This window comes from Nocardioides sp. Z22_16 (genome assembly GCF_058134365.1).
Window position 1 is genome coordinate 296,175 of the sequence record NZ_JBYTTI010000005.1, and the last position, 15,045, is coordinate 311,219.

Annotated in this window: 18 protein-coding genes; 6 read left to right on the forward strand and 12 right to left on the reverse strand. The window is 70.9% G+C overall.

The annotated features are described in order from the left end of the window. The first annotated feature begins 89 nt into the window (after window positions 1-89). A complete protein-coding gene (locus tag AC3X7R_RS16525; RefSeq protein ID WP_489966772.1) occupies window positions 90-1,115 on the forward strand; it encodes an LLM class flavin-dependent oxidoreductase in 1,026 nt (341 codons plus the stop codon). A 90-nt stretch (window positions 1,116-1,205) separates the two neighbouring features. Here AC3X7R_RS16525 and AC3X7R_RS16530 read toward each other — a convergent pair whose 3' ends face one another. Genes AC3X7R_RS16530 through ctaC form a run of 3 tightly spaced genes read right to left on the reverse strand, consistent with a single transcriptional unit; the run spans window position 1,206 to window position 4,251 of the window. Continuing rightward, window positions 1,206-1,604 carry a cytochrome c oxidase subunit 4 gene (locus AC3X7R_RS16530; protein WP_489966773.1) on the reverse strand — a complete coding sequence of 133 codons (399 nt, stop codon included), beginning with the start codon at window positions 1,602-1,604 and terminating at the stop codon, window positions 1,206-1,208. After that, window positions 1,601-3,370 (reverse strand): aa3-type cytochrome oxidase subunit I, encoded by a 1,770-nt coding sequence (ctaD, locus tag AC3X7R_RS16535; protein WP_489966774.1) that lies wholly within the window; start codon window positions 3,368-3,370, stop codon window positions 1,601-1,603. The genes AC3X7R_RS16530 and ctaD overlap by 4 nt, the downstream gene beginning before the upstream one ends. Then, entirely contained in the window at window positions 3,367-4,251 is an 885-nt protein-coding gene (ctaC, locus tag AC3X7R_RS16540) for an aa3-type cytochrome oxidase subunit II (RefSeq protein ID WP_489966775.1), read from the reverse strand. Before ctaC ends, ctaD begins: the two co-directional genes overlap by 4 nt. Before the next feature lie 157 nt (window positions 4,252-4,408). On the opposite strand from ctaC, the gene AC3X7R_RS16545 reads away from it, so the two are divergent. After that, window positions 4,409-5,551, forward strand: a complete 1,143-nt coding sequence (locus AC3X7R_RS16545) for a cysteine desulfurase family protein (protein ID WP_489966776.1) — start codon at window positions 4,409-4,411, stop codon at window positions 5,549-5,551. Continuing rightward, on the forward strand, window positions 5,548-5,787 hold the full coding sequence (locus AC3X7R_RS16550) for a sulfurtransferase TusA family protein (protein ID WP_489966777.1): 240 nt from the start codon (window positions 5,548-5,550) through the stop codon (window positions 5,785-5,787). Before AC3X7R_RS16545 ends, AC3X7R_RS16550 begins: the two co-directional genes overlap by 4 nt. A 15-nt stretch (window positions 5,788-5,802) precedes the next feature. On the opposite strand, the gene AC3X7R_RS16555 is transcribed toward AC3X7R_RS16550, so the two are convergent. Continuing rightward, entirely contained in the window at window positions 5,803-6,789 is a 987-nt protein-coding gene (locus AC3X7R_RS16555) for a carbohydrate kinase family protein (RefSeq protein WP_489966778.1), read from the reverse strand. Between the two features lie 172 nt (window positions 6,790-6,961). Between AC3X7R_RS16555 and AC3X7R_RS16560 the strand changes: the two genes are divergently transcribed. Then, window positions 6,962-7,096: a hypothetical protein gene (locus AC3X7R_RS16560; protein WP_489966779.1), complete on the forward strand. Its 135-nt coding sequence runs from the start codon at window positions 6,962-6,964 to the stop codon at window positions 7,094-7,096. An 85-nt stretch (window positions 7,097-7,181) separates the two neighbouring features. On the opposite strand, the gene erpA is transcribed toward AC3X7R_RS16560, so the two are convergent. Then, window positions 7,182-7,544, reverse strand: a complete 363-nt coding sequence (erpA, locus tag AC3X7R_RS16565) for an iron-sulfur cluster insertion protein ErpA (protein WP_489966780.1) — start codon at window positions 7,542-7,544, stop codon at window positions 7,182-7,184. Window positions 7,545-7,635: 91 nt separating this feature from the next. Further along, on the reverse strand, window positions 7,636-8,724 hold the full coding sequence (locus AC3X7R_RS16570) for a glycerate kinase family protein (protein WP_489966781.1): 1,089 nt from the start codon (window positions 8,722-8,724) through the stop codon (window positions 7,636-7,638). Window positions 8,725-8,775: 51 nt separating this feature from the next. Between AC3X7R_RS16570 and AC3X7R_RS16575 the strand changes: the two genes are divergently transcribed. Then, a complete protein-coding gene (locus AC3X7R_RS16575) occupies window positions 8,776-9,684 on the forward strand; it encodes a GNAT family N-acetyltransferase (protein WP_489966782.1) in 909 nt (302 codons plus the stop codon). Window positions 9,685-9,702: 18 nt separating this feature from the next. Here AC3X7R_RS16575 and nadA read toward each other — a convergent pair whose 3' ends face one another. Genes nadA through AC3X7R_RS16605 form a run of 6 tightly spaced genes read right to left on the reverse strand, consistent with a single transcriptional unit; the run spans window position 9,703 to window position 14,286 of the window. Then, the gene (nadA, locus tag AC3X7R_RS16580; RefSeq protein WP_489966783.1) at window positions 9,703-10,893 is read right to left on the reverse strand and encodes a quinolinate synthase NadA; all 1,191 of its coding nucleotides are present in this window, start codon (window positions 10,891-10,893) and stop codon (window positions 9,703-9,705) included. Between the two features lie 30 nt (window positions 10,894-10,923). After that, window positions 10,924-11,745 (reverse strand): sensor histidine kinase, encoded by an 822-nt coding sequence (locus AC3X7R_RS16585; protein ID WP_489966784.1) that lies wholly within the window; start codon window positions 11,743-11,745, stop codon window positions 10,924-10,926. Continuing rightward, entirely contained in the window at window positions 11,742-12,317 is a 576-nt protein-coding gene (pspAB, locus tag AC3X7R_RS16590; protein ID WP_489966785.1) for a PspA-associated protein PspAB, read from the reverse strand. Before pspAB ends, AC3X7R_RS16585 begins: the two co-directional genes overlap by 4 nt. A gap of 1 nt (window position 12,318) precedes the next feature. Further along, complete coding sequence (gene htpX, locus AC3X7R_RS16595; protein ID WP_489966786.1) at window positions 12,319-13,227, reverse strand: zinc metalloprotease HtpX; 909 nt, start codon at window positions 13,225-13,227, stop codon at window positions 12,319-12,321. 1 nt (window position 13,228) lies between these two features. Beyond that, window positions 13,229-13,507 carry a PspA-associated protein PspAA gene (pspAA, locus tag AC3X7R_RS16600; RefSeq protein ID WP_489966787.1) on the reverse strand — a complete coding sequence of 93 codons (279 nt, stop codon included), beginning with the start codon at window positions 13,505-13,507 and terminating at the stop codon, window positions 13,229-13,231. Continuing rightward, the gene (locus AC3X7R_RS16605; RefSeq protein ID WP_489966788.1) at window positions 13,504-14,286 is read right to left on the reverse strand and encodes a PspA/IM30 family protein; all 783 of its coding nucleotides are present in this window, start codon (window positions 14,284-14,286) and stop codon (window positions 13,504-13,506) included. Before AC3X7R_RS16605 ends, pspAA begins: the two co-directional genes overlap by 4 nt. A gap of 133 nt (window positions 14,287-14,419) precedes the next feature. On the opposite strand from AC3X7R_RS16605, the gene AC3X7R_RS16610 reads away from it, so the two are divergent. Beyond that, the gene (locus AC3X7R_RS16610) at window positions 14,420-15,043 is read left to right on the forward strand and encodes a DUF3043 domain-containing protein (RefSeq protein ID WP_489966789.1); all 624 of its coding nucleotides are present in this window, start codon (window positions 14,420-14,422) and stop codon (window positions 15,041-15,043) included. The last annotated feature ends 2 nt before the right edge of the window (window positions 15,044-15,045 follow it).

The following is a 15,045-nucleotide window of genomic DNA, read 5'->3' on the forward strand; positions in this document are numbered from 1 at the left end:
GAGCGTCAGCCAGTGATCATCACGTTCGCCCGGTCCCCGGTCAGGGGGCCGGGCGAACGTGTTTCCAGGAACAGGAAGGCGTCACCACGATGACCGTGCAGCTCGGCTTGGACACCTTCGGTGACGTCACCACGGACTCGGCGGGAGAGCTTCTCCCCCACCACCAGGTGCTTCGCGACGTCGTGGAGCAGGCCGTCCTCGCCGACGAGGTGGGCGTCGACGCGTTCAGCGTCGGCGAGCACCACCGCGACGACTACGCCATCACCGCTCCCGACGTCGTGCTGGCGGCGATCGCCTCCCGTACCCAGCGGATCATCCTGGGCACCGCCGTGACGGTGCTGAGCTCGGACGACCCGATCCGCGTCTACGAGCGCTTCGCGACCCTTGACGCGCTCTCCCGGGGCCGGGCGGAGGTCACCTTGGGACGCGGCTCCTTCACGGAGTCGTTCCCCCTCTTCGGCCTGGACCTCGCCGACTACGAGCTGCTCTTCGAGGAGAAGCTCCGCCTCTTCGCCAGTCTGCGCTCCGAGGGCGAGGTCTCGTTCGAGGGGCGCACCCGCCGCCCGCTGCCCCCCACGCACGTCCATCCCAAGACGGAACGAGGTCAGCTGCCGACCTGGGTCGGGGTCGGCGGGTCACCCGAGTCGGTGGTGCGCGCCGCCCGCCACGGCCTGCCGATGATGCTGGCCATCATCGGTGGGGCGCCGGCCCGCTTCGCGCCCTTCGTGGAGCTCTACCGCCGCGCCCTCGACGAGCTCGGTCAGCCGCCGCAGCCGGTAGGCGTGCACTCCCCCGGTTTCGTGGCCGCGTCGGACCAGGAGGCCAGGGAGCTGCTCTTCCCGCACTTCAAGGCCAACCGGGACCGGATCGGCGCCGAGCGCGGCTGGGGCCCTGCCACCCGGGAGCAGTTCGAGGCCGAGGCCGACCACGGGGCCCTCTTCGTCGGATCCCCTGAGACGGTGGCCACCAGGATCGCCGCGACTGTGCGGGACCTGGGCGTGGACCGGTTCGACCTCAAGTACTCCAACGGCCCCATGCCGCATGCCCAGCTGATGGAGTGCATCCGCCTCTACGGCACCGAGGTCGCGCCACGGGTCCGCGCGCTCCTCTCCTGAGGACGGCGCAGCGCCACCCGCTCCCGGGGGCAGCACAGCAGAACGGCCCCGGACCAGAGTCCGGGGCCGTTCTTCGCGTCAGAGCAGATGTCAGTGGGCGTGCTCTCCGCGGTAGTACTCGAAGACCCAGCCACACAGGGCGATCATGCCGAGACCCCCGGCGATCATCACCAGCCACCAGGCACTCAGCGCGATGGAGTACACGAAGAGCGAGAGCGCCAACGCGCACCACAGGGGCCACCAGGAGTACGGCGGGAAGAAGCCGAGCTCGCCGGCCCCGTCCTCGATGTTGCCGTCCTTGCGGTCCTCGGGCCGGGGATCCATGCGCGAGGCGTGGAAACCCAGGTACAGGGCGATCATCCAGGCCAGGAAGGTGGTCATCACCAGGGCCGAGGTTCCGGTCCAGTCATTGGTGATCACCCAGTAGGCGGGCGAGACCAGGGTGAAGAAGACCCCCGTGACCACGAAGATCCATGCTTCGGCCTTCATCGCGCGTCACCGTCCTTGTCCTCGTCGATCGTGGAATCCATCCGCTCCTCCAGGAGCTCCTTGCGACCTTCCACGTCCGGCGCGTCCGCGAAGCGGCCTTGACGCTCCGCCTCGTTCTGCTCCAGCTCGAGGGCGGCGATCTCCGGGTGGTGCAGGTCGAAGGCCGGCGACTCCGAACGGATCCGGGGCAGCTGGTGGAAGTTGTGCCGCGGGGGCGGCGAGGAGGTGGCCCACTCGAGCGACCGGCCCCAGCCCCAGGGGTCGTCGACCCCGACCAGCGGCGCGTTCCGCGACTGGTAGACGTTCCAGAGGAACGGCAGGGTAGAGGCGGCCAGCAGGAACGCACCCACCGTGGAGATCTGGTTCAGCGTGGTGAAGCCGTCCTCGGGCAGGTAGTCGGCGTAGCGCCGGGGCATCCCCTCGACCCCGAGCCAGTGCTGCACCAGGAAGGTCGAGTGGAAGCCGACGAAGAGCAGCCAGAAGTGCAGCTTGCCGAGACGCTCGTCGAGCATCCGGCCCGTCATCTTGGGCCACCAGAAGTAGAAGCCGGCAAACATCGCGAAGACCACGGTGCCGAAGACCACGTAGTGGAAGTGCGCCACCACGAAGTAGGAGTCCGAGACGTGGAAGTCCAGCGGGGGGCTGGCCAGGATGACGCCGGTGAGCCCACCGAAGAGGAAGGTCGTCAGGAACCCGATCGACCACAGCATGGGCGTGTCGAAGGAGACGGATCCACCCCACATGGTCCCGATCCAGTTGAAGAACTTCACCCCCGTCGGGACCGCGATCAGGAAGGTCATGCCGGAGAAGAACGGCAGGTCCACCGCACCGGTGACGAACATGTGGTGTGCCCAGACCGCGATGGAGAGCACCGCGATCGCCATGGTGGCGCCGACCAGGCCGACGTAGCCGAAGATCGGCTTGCGGCTGAAGACCGGCAGGATCTCCGAGACGATGCCGAAGAACGGCAGCGCGATGATGTAGACCTCCGGGTGCCCGAAGAACCAGAAGAGGTGCTGCCAGAGGATCGGTCCACCGTGCGCCGGGTCGAAGACGTGTGCCCCCAGCAGCCGGTCGGCCTCGAGCGAGAGCAGCGCGCCACCCAGGATCGGGAAGGCCATCAGCACGAGCATGCTGGTGATGAGGGCGTTCCAGGTGAAGATCGGCATCCGGAACATGGTCATGCCGGGGGCACGCATGGTGATGATCGTGGTGATGAAGTTGACCGCACCGAGGATCGTGCCCAGACCGGCCATGTAGAGACCCATGATCCACAGGTCACCGCCCACGCCGGGCGAACGGACCGCGTCGGAGAGCGGGGTGTAGGCGAACCACCCGAAGTCAGCGGCGCCCGAGGGCGTGAGGAACCCCGACGCGGCGATGAGTCCGCCGAAGAGGAAGAGCCAGTAGCTGAACATGTTCAGCCGCGGGAACGCCACGTCCGGCGCACCGATCTGGATCGGCATGATCATGTTGGCGAAACCGAAGAAGAGAGGGGTCGCGAAGAGCAGCAGCATGATCGTGCCGTGCATGGTGAAGAGCTGGTTGTAGAGCTCGTCGTTGACCACCTGGTTGCCCGGGAAGGCCAGCTCGGAGCGGATGACCATCGCCATCAGCCCGCCGAGGATGAACCAGATGAACGAGGTCACCAGGTACATCTTCCCGATCAGCTTGTGATCGGTGGTGGTCAGCATCCTGACCGTCTGCTGACCGAGGGTCAGCTTCGGCGTGCCCGTGACCTGCGGTGAATCTGCGAGCGCGGTCACTCCTGGCCTCCTTCTTCGTCATCGTCCTCGGCCTGCCCGGCCTCTTCCACTTCGTCCTCGGACGGGTCGTCCAGGCCGGCCTGGGTCAGGGCGTCGGATCCGCCGAGCAGCGGCTCGTCGGCGACGGAACCCGCCTCCTCGAGCTCGGCGAGGTACAGCTCGTAGTCAGCCTGGCTGACGATCTCCACGTTGAAGAGCATCCGGGAGTGGTAGGTGCCGCACAGCTCGAAGCACTTGCCCATGTAGGTGCCGAGCTCGTTGGGCGTGACCTGGAACTTGTTGACCCGGCCGGGCACCACGTCGAGCTTGGTGAGGAAGGCCGGGACGCCGAAGGAGTGGATCACGTCCGGGGAGTGCAGGTTGAACTGCACCCGCTGGTCCACGGGAAGCACCAGGGTCGGCTGGATCGCGGTGGTGCCCACCGTGTACGGCGTGGTGCCGCCCTCGCCCTGGTCGGTGTAGTTGAACGTCCAGGACCACTGCTGGCCCACCACGTCGACCGTCACGTCGGGATCGTCGACCATCTCGGTCACCTCGTTCTGGACGTTGACCGTCCAGTAGAAGAAGACGACGACCATCATGATCGGCGCGACCGTGTAGAAGATCTCGAGCGGCAGGTTGTACCTGACCTGGACCGGGACCTCGTCCTCGCTGCGACGGCGGAAGCGCCACGACGAGTAGAAGATCAGGCCCCAGGTGAGGACACCGACGACCAGGGCGGCGACCCAGGCCCACCTCCACAGGTCGAGCGTGGCCGGCCCCTGCTCGGTAATCGGCGACGGCATCGCGAACCGGGCGATCTCATCTTTGTCCTCAGCCGAGCACCCACCCAGCAACAACAGGGTGAGACCCAGCACGGTGGCGGTCGCGACCCTTTTCACGGGTGCGACTGCGCGCGAGGGGAGTTGCAGACCCACGAACGAGCCTCTCTCTTGGGCAGTCACGTATGAACAGAACAGTATCCGAATGCTGGCGTCGGTGGCCGGGCGGGTCTGCCGGTGGTTCTTCCCACGGGTCACAGCCGCTAGGTTCGAGCGGGTGAGCACACCCGCCCGCAGCTACCTCGACGCGGCCTCCGCCGAGCCCTTGCACCCAGCCGCCCGCGACACCCTGCTGGCCGCCCTGGACCAGGGATGGTCGGACCCGCGTCGGCTGCACCACGAGGGGCGTCGCGCCCGGATGCTCCTGGACAACGCGCGCGAGGTGGTCGCCGAGGCGCTGGCCGTCCGTCCGGACGAGGTCACCTTCACCGGCTCGGGCACCGACGCCGTCCACCGCGGCCTGCTCGGCCTGCACCTGGCCCGCGCCCGTGCCGGCCGGACGGTCGTCCACTCCGCGGTGGAACACTCCGCGGTGCTCCACGCCGCGCGCTGGACGCGGGACCCCACCGTCGTGGTTCCCGTGGGGCGGACCGGGCTGGTCACGCCCGAGGCCGTCTCCGCGACGGTCGCCGAGCAGGCCCGCGGCGAGGGACCTCCCGCCGTCGTGGCCGTCCAGCACGCCAACCACGAGGTGGGCACCGTCCACCCGGTGGCGGAGATCGCCGCCGGACTCGACGAGGTCCCGCTCTTCGTGGACGCCTGCGCGAGCGCGGGACGCCTCCCCCTGCCGCAGGGCTGGTCGGCAGCCGCGGCCTCCGCGCACAAGTGGGGCGGCCCCGCGGGCGTCGGGGTGCTGCTGGTGGCCAAGGGGTCGCGCTGGCGCACCCCCTTCCCCGCCGACGACCGGTCCGACGAGCGCGGCAGCGGCTTCGAGAACGTGCCGGCGGCCCTCTCCGCGGCGGCCGCGCTCCAAGCCGTGGTCGCCGAGCGCGACACGGTGACCTCCGCCCAGACCGAGCTCATCGACCGGGTCCGGCAGGCAGCGGCGCGGGTGCCCGACGTGGAGGTGGTGGGCGAGCCCCGGCTCCGCCTCCCCCACCTGGTGACCTTCTCGTGCCTCTACGTCGACGGGGAGGCGCTGGTCACCGAGCTGGACCGTCGGGGCTTCGGCGTCGCCAGCGGGTCCGCGTGCACCGCCTCGACCCTGGAGCCCTCGCACGTGCTGGCCGCGATGGGGGTCCTCACCCACGGGAACGTGCGACTCTCGCTCACCAGGGAGACCGAGGCCGCCGAGGTCGAGCGCTTCCTCGCCGAGCTTCCCGACGTGGTCCGAGACCTGCGTGCGCAGGTGGGGCTGTGAGCCGCGCCGCGGAGCTGGAGCTCGACTGCCGCGAGATGCTCTGCCCCATGCCCGTCATCGAGCTGGCCCGCCACGTGGTCGACGTCGCGCCGGGCGCCTGTCTGGCCGTCGTCACCCGGGACCCGGCTGCCCGCGTGGACGTGCCCGCCTGGTGCCGGATGCGCGGGCACGAGTACGTCGGGGAGGACGTCGCCCAGGACGGCTCCCCGCGCTTCGTGGTGCGCCGGCTCAGCTGAGCCGCCGTCCGCCCCTCAGGGGTGGAACGTGCGCAGGTGCGGCTCGAAGTCGGCGGTCGCCGCCGCCCCGTAGGCGTCGGTGCACCGCTTCAGGAAGGCCGCGCGCGAGAGGGTGTACTCCTGCGTGCCCACCTGCTCGACCACGTGGACCGCCAGCAGGCACCCCAGCTGGGCAGCGCGCTCGTGGTCCAGGCCCCACGCCAGGGCGGCGAGGAAACCCGCCCGGAAGGCGTCGCCCACCCCGGTCGGCTCCACCGGGGCCACGTCGGGGACGGCCGCCACCGTGATGGTCTCGCGCCCCTTCCCCTCGACCCTGACCCCTGCGGCCCCCAGGGTGACCACCCACGTGCCGACCCGGTCGAGGACGTCCTCGACGCTCCAGCCGGTCTTCTGGATGATGAGCGAGGCCTCGTACTCGTTGGAGAAGAGCATGTCCGCCCCCTCGATCAGCTGGCGGATGAGGTCACCGTCACCGAACGCGAGCTGCTGGGAGGGATCCGCCACGAAGCGGTAGCCCCGCTGGCGGCACTCGTCGGTGTGCCGCAGCATGCCCTCGGGGTCGTCGGGCCCGATGAGCACGAAGTCGGGCTCCCCGACCCGGTCCACGATCGGCTTGAGCTCCAGCTCGCGGGACTCGCTCATCGCCCCGGGGTAGAACGAGGCGATCTGGGCCATCGCGGTGTCGGTGGTGCAGACGAAGCGGGCGGTGTGCCGGGTCTGCGAGACGTGCACGGAGTCACAGTCGACGTGGTGCCGCTCCAGCCAGGCGCGGTAGTCGGCGAAGTCCTCGCCGACGGCGCCGACGAGCACCGGCCGCAGCCCGAGGTTTCCCAGGCCGAAGCAGATGTTGGCGGCGACTCCCCCCCGCCGTACCTCGAGGTCATCGACGAGGAACGAGACCGAGATCTTGTCCAGCTGGTCGACCACCAGGGAGTCCGAGAACCTGCCCTCGAAGGACATGAGGTGGTCAGTGGCCACGGAGCCGGCGATCAAGAGCGACATGTCGCCGCACACTACTAGCGAGTTCCGTTCGGAGTACCAATCGGTAACGGCTAGCGTCTCAGACATGGCTACTCAGAACCCAGGTTCGCACTTGACCCATGACGAGCTCTCGACGCCCACGGAGATGTGTGCCGACGCTCGTGCGGTCGTGTCCTCCCTCCGCCTGGAGAGAGTGGCCAGGGCAGCAGTCCGGCAGGCGCCTAGCATCCACTTCGAGGACTACCCCCGAGAGGTGCGCAAGAGCGAGATCCGGGTCAGCGCGGCAGCGGCCCGACTCGCCAATGCCCTGCACCTGCACCTGGACTGAGCCCACCGTCCGCCGACCGGACGACGAGAAGCCCCCGCCGTGAGGCGGGGGCTTCTCGTCTGTGGAGGGCGGCGGGCCGCCCGACTCAGTGGAACGAGTCGCCGCAGGCGCACGACCCCGTCGCGTTGGGGTTGTCGATCGTGAAGCCCTGCTTCTCGATCGAGTCGACGAAGTCGATCATCGCGCCGTTGAGGTAGGGCACGCTCATCCGGTCGACGACGACCGTGACGCCGTCGAAGTCCGTGGTGACGTCGCCGTCGAGGGTGCGCTCGTCGAAGAAGAGTTGGTAGCGCAGACCGGAGCAGCCGCCGGGCTGGACGGAGATGCGGAGAGCCAGGTCGTCGCGACCCTCCTGCTCCAGGAGGCTCTTGACCTTGCCGGCCGCAACCGCGCTCAGGTTGATCTGGTCGGTACGGCGCTCTTCGGTGGTCTCGACCTGCTCGGTCATCTCGATCTCCCGTGGGTCTAGGTCGTGGTGGTCAACGGCTCAAGCGTCTCACAGCTCTGGTTATTCCGCTCCGCCGCGACCGGGACTCCGCTCAGGCCGGTGACCAGCTCCGCGCCACCCGTTGGGCCAGGTCGGCCAGCGCCTCGGCGGGCCGCCCGAGTGCCCTCTCCTCCCCGTAGGCCTCCGCCACCGAGTAGGCGGACTCGATGCCCAGCGCTCGCATCTCACGCGCCCCCACCAGCACCCGGCCGGCGAGCGCGACGCAGGGCCGCAGCTGCTCGCCGGCGATCTCCGCCACCCCGTACGGGACCTTTCCCGCCCGGCTGGAGAAGTCGAAGGCGCCTTCCCCGGTGACCACCAGGTCCGCGCGCCGCGCCCGCGCAGCCAGGTCGACCGCGTCGGCCACCAGCCGGATCCCCGGCTCCCGCGTGCCCCCCAGCAGCATCAGCGCGAACCCCAGGCCCCCGGCAGCCCCGGCACCGGGCTCCAGGGAGGTCCGCCGGTCGCAGGCGACGGCGAGCTCCTCCAGGGCGACGTCGACGGCCACCAGCGCCTCCTCCGGGATCCCCTTCTGCGGCCCGTAGGTGCGGGCGGCCCCGAAGAGACCGGTCAGCGGGTTGTCGACGTCGGTGGCGGCCACCAACGAGATCCCTCGGAGCGCCGAGCGGGCGGGGGCCAGGTCCACCGCGCGGACGCCCGCCAGCCCGCGGGGGCCCGCGTCGAGGGGCACGTCCGCCGTCGCCCCGAGCGCCCCCAGCAGCCCGGCACCCCCGTCGGTGGTCGCCGAGCCGCCCAGCCCGACCACGATGGTCCGGGCCCCCGCGTCGCGGGCCGCCAGCAGCAGCTCGCCGACGCCTCGTGACGATCTCGTCTCGGGGTCGGTGCCCGCGGCGAGGTGGAGCCCGCACGCCTGCGCCGACTCCACGTAGGCCACCTCGCCGACGAGGAGCAGGGAGGCGGGCACCTCCTCCCCCGACGGGCCGGCGACGGAGGCGGCGAGCAGCTCGCCCCCGAGCGAGGCGTGCAGGACGTCGACGAAGCCCGGGCCCCCGTCCGCCATCGGGGCGAGGTCGACCACGTCGCCCGGCGCCTGGCGCTGCCAGCCCCGCGCGATCGCCTCGGCGGCCTGGACAGCGGTCAGCGTGCCGGCGAACTTGTCCGGGGCGATGAGCACATGCATGTGCACATACTGCCGTGCGGGCCCCGCGCCGCGGCGTACGATGCCGTGGTCATGACAGCCGTGCCGGTTCCCGACCGTTCCGACCTCCGGATCCGACCCCTGCGGCACGACGACCTCCGGGTGGTCGAACGCCTGTCGTCCCACGCGTTCCTCGACCTGGAGCAGCGGCTGGCGCCGGCCGGGACCCCGGCGCCGAGCGGACGCTCGGTACAGGCGGCCCAGATCTGGATCGCCCGCACGGCGAGGTTCCTCGAGCGCGACGCCGAGGGCTGCTGGGCGGCCGAGCGCGACGACGAGGTGGTCGGCTTCGCGACCTCCTTCCGGCGGGAGACCACGTGGTTCCTGTCCACCTACGCCGTGTCGCCCCGGTGGCAGGGCCTCGGCATCGGCAAGGCACTCCTCGAGGCTGCCCTGGGCTACTCCCGTGGCTGCGTGCGCGGCATGCTGAGCGCCTCCTCCGACCCGCGTGCCGCGCGCCGCTACCGGCTCGCCGGCTTCGACCTGCACCCCCAGATGTGCCTGGAGGGGCAGGTGGACCGGTCCGCGATCCCCGAGCTGCGCCACCTGCGCGACGGGACCTCCGGCGACCAGGAGTGGATGGACTCCCTCGACCGCGCCGCCCGCGGGGCCGGTCGCGGTCACGACCACGGCTTCCTCCGCTCGGTGCACCGTCTCCGGGTGATCGACCACCGCACCGGGCGGGGCTACGCCTACAGCAACCTGGACGGCGTTCAGGTGCTGGCCGCCGACAACCGCCGTACCGCCTCCCGGCTGCTGTGGGACGCGTTGGCGGCCGTCCCGCCGGGGCGCCCCACCCGGGTGGCTCACGTGACCGGCGCCAACCAGTGGGCCCTGGAGACCGGGATGGAGGCGGGCCTCCACGTCCGTCTCGACGGCTACCTGGCCCTGCGCGGGCTCAAGCCCCCGGCGCCCTACCTGCACCACGGCTCGCTGCTCTGAGCCGACGGAGCCGCCCGGTCAGTCGCGCTGGGCGCGGCCCGGCAGCGCGAGCATCCGCTCCAGGGCCACCTGCGCCCAGTGCTGGGTGTCCCGGTCGACCTCAATCCGGTTGACCACCGTGCCCGCCACCAGCGACTCCAGCGCCCAGACCAGGTGGGGGAGGTCGATCCGGTTCATCGTGGAGCAGTAGCAGACGTTCCGGTCGAGGAAGACGATGTTCTTGTCCGGGTGGGCGTCCGCGAGGCGCTTGACCAGGTTGAGCTCCGTGCCGATCGCCCAGGTCGAGCCGGCCGGCGCCGCCTCGATCGTCTTGATGATGAACTCCGTGGAGCCCACCAGGTCCGCCTTCAGCACCACCTCGTGCCGGCACTCCGGGTGCACCAGCACCTTGAGATCGGGGTGCGTGGCACGCAGCTCGTCGACCACGTCCTCGCTGAAGCGGCCGTGGACCGAGCAGTGGCCACGCCACAGGATCATCCGGGCGTCACGGAGCTCCTCGGCGCTCAGGCCGCCCCCGGGGAGCAGGGGGTTCCAGACCACGCAGTCCTCCAGCTCCATGCCGAGCTGCAGGACCGCCGTGTTGCGCCCCAGGTGCTGGTCGGGCAGGAAGAGGACCTTGGCGTCGGAGTCCACCCCGCCCTTCTGGGCGAAGGCCCACTCCAGGGCCACGTCGGCGTTGGAGGAGGTGCAGACCGCTCCCCCGTTCCGGCCGCAGAACGCCTTGATGTCCGCGGAGGAGTTCATGTACGTCACCGGGACCACCGAGTCGGCGACGCCGGCGTCGACCAACGCGTCCCAGCAGTCCTCCACCTGCGGCAGTCGAGCCATGTCCGCCATCGAGCAGCCGGCGGCCAGGTCGGGGAGGACCACCTGCTGGTCGTCGGTGGTCAGGATGTCGGCGGACTCCGCCATGAAGTGGACGCCGCAGAAGACGATGAACTCCGCAGCCGGCCGCGCGGCCGCCTCGCGGGCCAGCTTGAAGCTGTCGCCCGTGACGTCCGCGAACTGGATGACCTCGTCGCGCTGGTAGTGGTGACCGAGGACGAAGACCCGCTCGCCCAGCGCCTCCTTGGCGGCGCGCGCCCGGGCCACCAGCGTGGGGTCGGAGGCCATCGGCAGGTCACCGGGGCACTCCACGCCCCGCTCCGCGTCCAGGTCACGGCCCTTGCCGAGAGGCAGCAGCGGCAGGAGGGGGAGGTCGATCGTCATGCCAGCATCCTACGGGGAGCGTGGCCGCGCTCACTCGGAGTCGAGCACCGGAAGGGTGAACCAGACGGTCGTCCCACCCGCGGGGTTCTCCTCGACGCCGGCCCGGCCCCCGTGCGCCCCGACGACCCGGCGGACCGTGGAGAGCCCCAGGCCCAGCCCCGGGACCCTCTTGTCGAGGCGCACCATCGGGTCGAGCACCCGCTCGCGGTCCTCGGGGGCGATGCCGCGTCCGTTGTCGGCCACCTCCACGCGCCACTCCCGGCCCTGCTGCCGGGCACTGACCTCCACCCGCAGCGGGACGTCCTCGGCCGCGAACTTGACCGCGTTCTCCAGCAGCCCCACCAGGACCACCCGGAAGTCACCCGGGCCGCCGGCCACGACGGGCAGCGGGGTCAGCACCACCACCTCACCGGGGACGAGCTCGGAGAGGGCCCCCAGGACCGCGTCCAGCTCCGCCTGCAGGTCGGTCGTGCCGGACGCCGGGTCCTGCGCGTGGTCGAGGAGGTCGGCCGTCATCCGCTTCATCCGGGCGGCGCTGCCGCTGGCCCGCTCGAGCAGGGAGATCAGCAGCTGCTGAGACTCCTCCACCTGGTCGCGCGCGATCTCCAGCGACATGGCGACGGCCGCGAGCGGGTTGTTGAGGTCGTGGGCGATCTGTCCGGCCACCCGGGCCACCTCGGCCTCGGCACGCGCCACCGCCTCAGCCGCGTCGAAGGCCGCAGCCTCGGCCGCCACGTAGGCGGCCTCGACCCGGCGCAGCACGGCGAGGTCGTCGGGCTCACTGAGGGCCGAGGCCAGTCTGCGGAGGTCGGCCGTGACGTCGGAGGGTCTGCTGAGGGTGTCGTCGCTCACAGTCCCGGAGCATCCCACACCGCGAGCCACCTCTGGAGGTCTTTCTCCATCGGAAGCTCACCGGCGAGCATGTCGCGCACGTTGAGCTCGAGCAGGTTGTCGCGGCGCTTCTCTCCCGGCACCTGTGCGAAGGGGTAGAAGGTCCCCTGCTTGTAGAGGTAGACCAGCCCGACCCGACGGCCGTCGGGGCCTTGGAACGGGATCAGCGTGCAGAGCAGCGAGTGCGCGAAGCCCTGCGCCCCCAGGCTGCTGTTCACCGCATGCAGATCCGTGCAGAGGCCCGCCACGTCGGCGGGGTCACCCTGCACGACGAGCCACGTGTAGCCGTAGGGATCCTGCGTGGTCGTGGCCGCCGGCGCCTGCGGGTCGTCGCGCAACAGCGCGACCACGTCGTCCTGCGTCTGGGCGAAGGCGGCGCCCGAGGCGGCCCGGTAGCAGACCGAGCCGCTGCCCGTCGGCATCAGCCCGGCCGCGGTCTGCAGGGTGATCGCCGCGCTGGGGACCAGGAAGAGCGAGTCGAGGTCGGGGGCCTTGGGCCGGGAACGTCCCAGCAGCGAGTCCCACAGGCCCACGTCAGCCCGCCGGCCGCGAGAGCTCGGCCTGGATCCGGGCCAGCTGCTCGAGCCGCGCCTCCAGGGAGGGGTGGGTGGCGGTGATCGTCCGCAGCGAGGCTCCGCTGACGGCGGGAGCGATGAAGAACGCGTTCATCGCCTTCGTGCCGCGCAGGTCGCGCTCGGGGATCGTCGACATCTCCCCGGTGATCTTCTGCAGGGCGGAGGCGAGCGCGGCGGGCTTGCTGGTGAGGTAGGCCCCGGCGCGGTCGGCGGACATCTCCCGGTACCGGGAGAGCAGCCGCGTCAGGAAGAAGCTGATCGCGTAGACCACCAGGCTCACCACCAGGGCCAGCACGAAGGCGGCCGCCGCGCCCTGGTTGTTGCGGCTGCGCCCGAGGCCGCTGAACTGGGCGCCCCGGGTGAGCATCCCGGCGACGATGCCCGCCGAGGAGGCGAGCGTCATCACCAGCACGTCGCGGTGCGCCACGTGGGAGAGCTCGTGGGCCAGCACGCCCTCGAGCTCCTCGGCGTTGAGCTTGCCCAGGATGCCCGTCGTCACGCAGACCACGGCTCGGTCGGGCGAGCGACCCGTGGCGAAGGCGTTCGGGATGGCCATGTCGGCGATGCCGACGCGGGGCTTGGGCATGTCCGCCATCGCGCACAGCCGGTCGATCATGCCGTGCAGCTCCGGGGCCTCCTCGGGGGTGACCTCGCGGGCCCGCATCGCCCGCATCGCCACCTTGTCCGAGCTCCACCACTGGTAGAAGGCGACGGCGAGCCCGGCGAGGCCGATCAACGGGGCATAGCCGGCCGGGAAGATGTACATCAGGGCGACGACCAGGCCCACGAGCAGCGCCCCGAGCAGGAACATCACCAGAGTCATCCGGGCGGTGAGCCCGTTGTCCTTGATGAAGCGGCTGTGGGCCATGTCAGCCGGGGATCAGACCGTCGTCGTTGAGCATGGCGCGCACGTCCTCGAGCTCGGCGTCGGCCATCGGCAGGATCAGGTCCGAGGTGTCGAGGCTGTCGACCTCGTGCACCGAGCCGACCCGGCGGACGCCGTCCAGCAGTGCGGCCAGCGCCGAGCGGAACGCCTCCTCCTGGCCGGACTCCACCGCGGACTCCACCGCGGCGTCCAGCGCGTTGAGGTGGTCCAGCTCCGCGTCCGGGACGTCGTACTGCCCCTCCCCCAGGATCCTGACGATCATCGGGTCTCACCCTCGGTGGTGGACTGGGTCGACCCGTTGCCGAGCACGTCCCCGCCCTGCGAGGACTCCAGCGCCTCGGGCGCCTTGGCGGACTTGAGCCGCGCGAGCTCGGCCTCGACGTCGGCCGTCGAGCTCATGGAGTCGAGCTCGCGGGCGATGTCGTCGCCGCCGCCCACCTGGGAGACGTCCTCGAGGGCACCGGAGGCCAGCAGCTCGTCGATGGCACCTGCCCGGGCCTGCATCTGGGCGGTCTTGTCCTCGGCGCGCTGGATGGCGAGCCCCACGTCGCCCATCTCCTCGCCGATGCCGGACATCGCCTCGTTGATCCGGGTCTGTGCCTGGGCGGCGGTGTAGGTGGCCTTGATCGTCTCCTTGCGGGTGCGGAAGGACTCGACCTTGGCCTGGAGGCGCTGCTGGGCCAGGGTGAGCTTCTCCTCCTCGGCCTGGAGCTGCGCGTGCTGGGCCTGGAGGTCCTGGATCTGCGTGGCGAGGCCCGACTTGCGGGTCAGCGCCTCACGGGCCAGGTCCTCGCGGCCCACGTCGATGGCCTTCTGCGCCTGACCGGTGAGCTTGTCGGCCTGCTGGGTCAGCTGGTTGACCTGGAGCTCGACCCGCTTGCGGCTGGTCGCGACGTCGGCGACGCCACGGCGTACCTTGGAGAGGAGCTCGAGCTGCCGCTGGTAGCTGTAGTCCAGGGTCTGCCGGGGGTCCTCGGCACGGTCGAGGGCCGTGTTGGCCTTGGACCGGAAGATCAGGCTGATGCGCTTCATGAGACTCATGGGGGCGAACCCCTCCCTCGTGCTGGTCACTGGTGCTGTCCCCTCACCCTAGGGCCACACGCAAGACCGGATGAAGGACCCCCGGACGGTAGGATGGAGCGGTTCCCGCCGCACTCCTCACGAAGGTGCCCCGTTGCTCCGTCGCGCCAAGTCCGACCAGTCCGCCGCGCCTGCTTCCTCCCCGGCGCCCACCGAGACCGTCGAGCCGACCCCAGACCCTCGTCGACCCGGGGGGAAGGGCCGCCCCACGCCCACCCGCAAGGAGGCGGAGGCGGCCGCCCGGGCGCGCGCCAAGGTGCCCCGGACCCGCAAGGAGGTGGCCGCGGCCAAGCGCGCGGCCCGGCAGGAGGCCAACCTGCGGGTGCGTGAGGCCATGAAGACCGGGGACGAGCGCCACCTCCCCGCTCGCGACCGCGGTCCGGTGAAGCGGTTCATCCGGGACTTCGTCGACTCGCGCCTCTCCGTCGTGGAGCTGCTCATCCCGGTGATGGTGGTGACCCTGATCCTGGGCTGGACCGGCAACTCCACACTGGTGGGCGTCGGCAACATGATCCTCATCGGCGGCGTCGTGATGATCATCCTCGACGGCTTCTTCCTGCGCTTCCGGCTCCGCGGCGAGCTCCGGCGCCGGTTCCCCGACGCCCCCACCAAGGGCACGACCTACTACGCCCTCATGCGAGCCATGCAGATGAAGTTCCTGCGGCTGCCCAAGGCCCAGGTCAAGATCGGCGACAAGCTGCCCGAGCACTACCGCTGACC

What these genes read in the sequence shown, in the direction of transcription:
- AC3X7R_RS16525 (WP_489966772.1), top strand. Translation starts at nt 90, where the DNA reads ATGACCGTGCAGCTCGGCTTGGACACCTTCGGTGACGTCACCACGGAC.
- AC3X7R_RS16530 (WP_489966773.1), bottom strand. Translation starts at nt 1,604, where the DNA reads ATGAAGGCCGAAGCATGGATCTTCGTGGTCACGGGGGTCTTCTTCACC.
- AC3X7R_RS16555 (WP_489966778.1), bottom strand. Translation starts at nt 6,789, where the DNA reads ATGTCGCTCTTGATCGCCGGCTCCGTGGCCACTGACCACCTCATGTCC.
- erpA (WP_489966780.1), bottom strand. Translation starts at nt 7,544, where the DNA reads ATGACCGAGCAGGTCGAGACCACCGAAGAGCGCCGTACCGACCAGATC.
- AC3X7R_RS16570 (WP_489966781.1), bottom strand. Translation starts at nt 8,724, where the DNA reads ATGCATGTGCTCATCGCCCCGGACAAGTTCGCCGGCACGCTGACCGCT.
- AC3X7R_RS16575 (WP_489966782.1), top strand. Translation starts at nt 8,776, where the DNA reads ATGACAGCCGTGCCGGTTCCCGACCGTTCCGACCTCCGGATCCGACCC.
- nadA (WP_489966783.1), bottom strand. Translation starts at nt 10,893, where the DNA reads ATGACGATCGACCTCCCCCTCCTGCCGCTGCTGCCTCTCGGCAAGGGC.
- htpX (WP_489966786.1), bottom strand. Translation starts at nt 13,227, where the DNA reads ATGGCCCACAGCCGCTTCATCAAGGACAACGGGCTCACCGCCCGGATG.
- pspAA (WP_489966787.1), bottom strand. Translation starts at nt 13,507, where the DNA reads ATGATCGTCAGGATCCTGGGGGAGGGGCAGTACGACGTCCCGGACGCG.
- AC3X7R_RS16605 (WP_489966788.1), bottom strand. Translation starts at nt 14,286, where the DNA reads ATGAGTCTCATGAAGCGCATCAGCCTGATCTTCCGGTCCAAGGCCAAC.